Source organism: Kribbella sp., assembly GCF_035655035.1.
GTDB lineage: Bacteria > Actinomycetota > Actinomycetes > Propionibacteriales > Kribbellaceae > Kribbella.
Genome location: NZ_DASRVN010000402.1, coordinates 1 through 4,410, shown reverse-complemented (window position 1 = coordinate 4,410; position 4,410 = coordinate 1). Strand labels below are relative to the sequence as shown.

Sequence of the window (4,410 nt, the reverse complement as noted above, 5' to 3'; positions counted from 1 at the left end):
GTGAAGCGGGGCGTGGGGTGAGCGCGGTGAGGTGGGCGCAGGTGAGGCGGGCGCGGTGGCGCCGGCGGCGCGCGTGGGGTGAGCGCGTGCGGGGTGCGCGCGTGCGGTGAGCTGAGCGCACCTGAGGCGGCGCGGTGAGGGGTGCGCTGAGGTGGGCGCACGTGAGGTAGCCGCAGTTGCGCCGCCGGCGCGGAGTGTGAGCGCGGAGTGTGAGCGCGGAGGGTGAGCGCGGAGGGGCGGTGTGCTGGGCAGGGTGCGCGTGAGGTGGGGCGCGGGTGGCGCCGTGGCGCAGGTGGGCGGGTGCGGGTGGGCGGGTGCGGGTGGTTAGAGGGGGCTTACTACTACCGCTAGGAGGCCGGGGCCTACGTGGGCGCCTATTACGGCGCCTACTTCTCGGAGGACGACCTCCTGGGCTTGGGGGAGGCGGGTGGCGAGGTTGTCGGCGAGGGTTTGGGCTTTTTCTAGGTTGGCGAGGTGGTGGACGGCCAGCTGGACGGGGGTGTCGCCGGCTCGTTGGACGGCGATGTCGGCTAGGCGGGCGATGGCTCGGGTCGAGGTGCGGACCTTTTCGAGGGGGACTATGCGGCCGCCGTTGATGGTGAGCAGGGGTTTGACGGCCAGGGCGGTGCCGAGAAGGGCCTGGGCGGCGCCGATGCGGCCGCCGCGGCGGAGGTATTCGAGGGTGTCGACGTAGAAGTACGACGAGATGGTCTTCATCCGGGCGCGGGCGGCGGCTTCGACGGTGGCGGCGTCTTCGCCGGCGCCGGCCGCGGCGGCTGCGGCGAGGACCGGGAAGCCGAGGCCCATGCCGAGCGAACGGGAGTCGACGACGCGGACCGGGATCGGGGACTCCTTGGCGCCGATCATCGCGGCCTCGAAGGTGCCGGACATGTCGCCGGAGAGGTGGATCGACACGACCGCCTCGGCGCCGTCGGCCGCGCACGCGGCGTACGTGTCGGCGAACGTCTGCGGTGCCGGCCGGCTGGTCGATACCGGTGTGAACGTCTTCAGCGCCTCCGCGACCGCGTCCGCCGAGGTGGCGCCGTCGTCGTACGAGGTGCCGCCGATCACGACCTGCAGCGGTACGACGGTCAGCGGGTGCCGGAGCAGCTCGTGCGTGGACAGACCGGCCGTGGAGTCGGTGACGACCTGCACGCGGGCTGCCATGCAGCGAGGTTACCGGACAGTTTACGTCCGGGCGCAGTACCGAACTCCACAAAAAGCTGTACGGCAGCGAGGTGAAGGCCACCCCTCCCGGGGCCTTCACCTCGCTCGGGTACTGGGCCGGGCCGCTGGCGTCCCCTGTGCGCCAACAGCCCGGCACGTCCGGCTGACTCCCCCTGGCTGTCAGCTGAGGTCGGTGGGTCCCCGGCGAGCTACTCCCCGAATCCGGTTCCGTACGAACCGGCCTGACCGCGAGCTCACCGAGGTCCCGGGAGGTCCCAGCGGCCGGCACGCCGACGGGAGACCAATCCCGTCGGGCACCCGCACCAGCCGGGTCGTGACACTCGTCCCCTGTGTCGTGTGCCGGACCCTCTGCTGGGACCCCGCCCCGGAAGCAGTGCCCTGACGGTGCACCGCGCCCGGTACAGGCAGGACAGATCCGCATTCCACAGCACTCCGGAGCTCTCGGCCGCCGGTCGGCGCCCCCACCAACCAGCACCCGGAGGCCCTCCGCGTCGCCTCAGCCGGGCCGGGCAGTGCCGCGGTGTGCCATGGCCTCTTCATGGTGCACCGCCTCTCGCTGCCGTTTCCGGGGTCGGACTCTGCTTCCTGGAACCTGCCCTACGGCTGTAATTCTTGGTCCGGCAGCCAGGTCAGGACGAGGCAGAACAACCGGCAGTTACCCGGCAGCTTCCGCGGATCGGCGTCAGGAAAGAGCAGCGAGTACGTCGTTGGCCAGCCGCTGTACGGCGGCCGCCGGATCGGGCTGCGGCCACCCGTCCGCCACCGTCGCGCTCTGGCACGACTCCTGCAGCACGGCCCAGGCCGTCGGCAGCATCGGCGGGTCCATGGTCTGCTGCCACGCGAGCAGCTCACCGCACACCGCGTCGCCCGCCTCGGAGCGCCCCAGCGCGTGCAGAACGGCCACAGCCTCCGGCAGTACTTCGAGCAGGTACACGACCCGCCCTTCGAGCAGGAGCCGGTTCAGCGCGTCCAGCACCGCCTGCCGGGCCTGCTCGAACTCTCCGGCAGCACGTGCCAGCCGGGACCGGTACAGCATCACCAGGTAGTCGAAGTACCCGCGATGCCCGCGGATGTCCGCGTCGGCCTGGTCGAGCAGTGCGCGCGCCTCGTCGTACCGGCCGTCCTGGTACTCGACCATCGCCAGACAGCTGGCCACCTTGGTCCGTTCCGGGTCGTCAGGTGCCTGGCTGTCGCGGGCGAGCTCAGCCCAGTGCCGCGCACCGGACAGGTTGCCCAGCTCCAGGTCGACGCGGCTGAGCGCTATGTAGCCGATCTCGTCCGGGTAGACGCCCGGATTGACCAGCGCCGCCTCCCACGCCAGCAGAAGCTCCCTGGCCTCCACCAGCCGTCCCCAGCGCAGCAGCGCGAGCCCACAGGTCGCCTGCACAGTCGTAGACCGCTGGATGTCGCCATGCTTGCGGGCGTCCTCCAGCAGCGCCGGGATCTCAGCCAGGCTCTGCGTATCGAGCAGGTGCGACCCTGACGAGACCCACCCGCCCCTGGCGACCAGACCCATCTCAGTCTCGCCAGGGATCAGCGTGCGCGCCTCTTCGTAATGCCGCCGAGCACCGTGGATGTCCCCGGTCAGACTGGACAGCCGGCCCGCAATAGCAAGCAGCCGGCCGCTGGTCTCCTTGTCGGACACGTTGGCAGCGCACAGCGTCGCCCACCGGATGCCGCTCTCGGCCACACTCGCCTGGTACTGCCAGGCGATCCGGAACCCCAGCACGATCCGCGCGGCCGTGTCCCACTCCCCCAGCTCGGCCGCCCGCGCCAGGGCCACCTCGAACAGCGCCGAGTTCGCATGCGCCGCCCGGTACCGCCGGTCGCGGTCCGGCGACGACCACGCGCCCTCCAGCCCGGCCACGTACATCGTACACCACTCGACGGCCCGGTTCCGGAACTCGGTGAGGTCGTCCCCCTGCGACGACAGCCCGGCGTACGCGTGCTCGCGGATCGTCTCCAGGAACTTGTACCGCGCGCCGTACAGCCGCTCGAACTCCGGCACCGGCTGCAGCAGCGACTTCTCCACCAGCTCGGCCAGCAGCATCGGTACGTCGATCTCGTGGATCGGGGCGCCCGTACACACCCCGGCCACCGCCTCCAGCGTGAACGGCGACCCGAGCACCGACGCCCGGTACAGCAACTGCTGCGCCGGGTCCGACAACGCGTCCACGCTCCAGGCAATGGTGTCCGCCAGCGTGCGCTGATGCGGCGCACCGAACCGCCGCGGGCCGGACAGCAACCGGAAGCGGTCGTCCAGCGCGGCCAGGATCGTCTCCACCGACAACGACCCGGCCCGTGCGGCAGCCAGCTCGAGCGCCAGCGGCAGGCCGTCCAGCCGCCGGCACAGCCGCGCCACGGTCGGGGCGTTCTCCCGGGTCAACGTGAAGTCGGGGCGTACCCGGGCGACCCGCCGGCAGAACATCTCCACCGCCGGCGAGGCCGCGATCTCCTCGAAGTTCTCGTCGTTCGCCGGTACGCCGAGCACCTGCACGCGCCGTACCACCTCGTCCGGCAGGCCGAGCGGGATGCGGGACGTGACCAGTACGCCGACGCCCGGGAAGCTGCGGACCATCCGGTTCGCGACGGTCGCGACGCCGTCGAGCACGTGCTCGGCGTTGTCCTCGACGATCACCAGGTCACCGGGACGGCGCCCGGACAGTACGTCGTCGAGGTCCGACGTACCGGGGGCGGTGCCGAAGGCGTCCAGGATCGCCGACGTCACGGCGGCGTCGCGCTGCACCGTCGTCAGGTCGACGACCACCACGGTCGTGTCGGCGCCGGAGAACCGGTCCGCCGCGGCCAGCGCGAGCTCGGTCTTGCCGACGCCACCGGGACCGACCAGCGTGACCAGCCGGTTCTGCCGGAGCAGCGCCTCCAGCTCCAACAGCTCGTCCTCGCGCCCGACCAGACCGTCCGGGATCGGCCGCGTCCCGCGCCACCGCAGCCCGGTCGGAGCCGCGTCCGCCACCGAGACGACAGGAGCAACCGCCCGTACGACGCCGTGCCCCGCGGCCTGCAGGAACTCGGCCACGTCCTGCAGCTCGAGCGCGGACGCCAGCAACCGCACGGAGTCCTTCCGCGGCCGCGTCACCCGGCCGGCCTCCATCTCCCGGATCGAGCGCACGCTCAGCCCGGCCCGGTCGGCCAGCTCCTCCTGGGAAAGGCCTGACCGGACCCTCAAGTCGAGCAGCAGTTCGGCGAACCCTCGCCGCCCGC

Annotated in this window: 2 protein-coding genes; both read right to left on the bottom strand. The window is 71.9% G+C overall.

All coding sequences use genetic code 11. From position 1 onward, the window contains the following. Nucleotides 1-324: 324 nt before the first annotated feature. Nucleotides 325-1,167: a DegV family protein gene (locus VFF46_RS22500; protein WP_325039163.1), complete on the bottom strand. Its 843-nt coding sequence runs from the start codon at nt 1,165-1,167 to the stop codon at nt 325-327. A gap of 703 nt (nt 1,168-1,870) precedes the next feature. After that, the coding region (locus tag VFF46_RS22495) for an ATP-binding protein (protein WP_325039162.1) at nt 1,871-4,410 on the bottom strand (2,540 nt) is incomplete at its 5' end.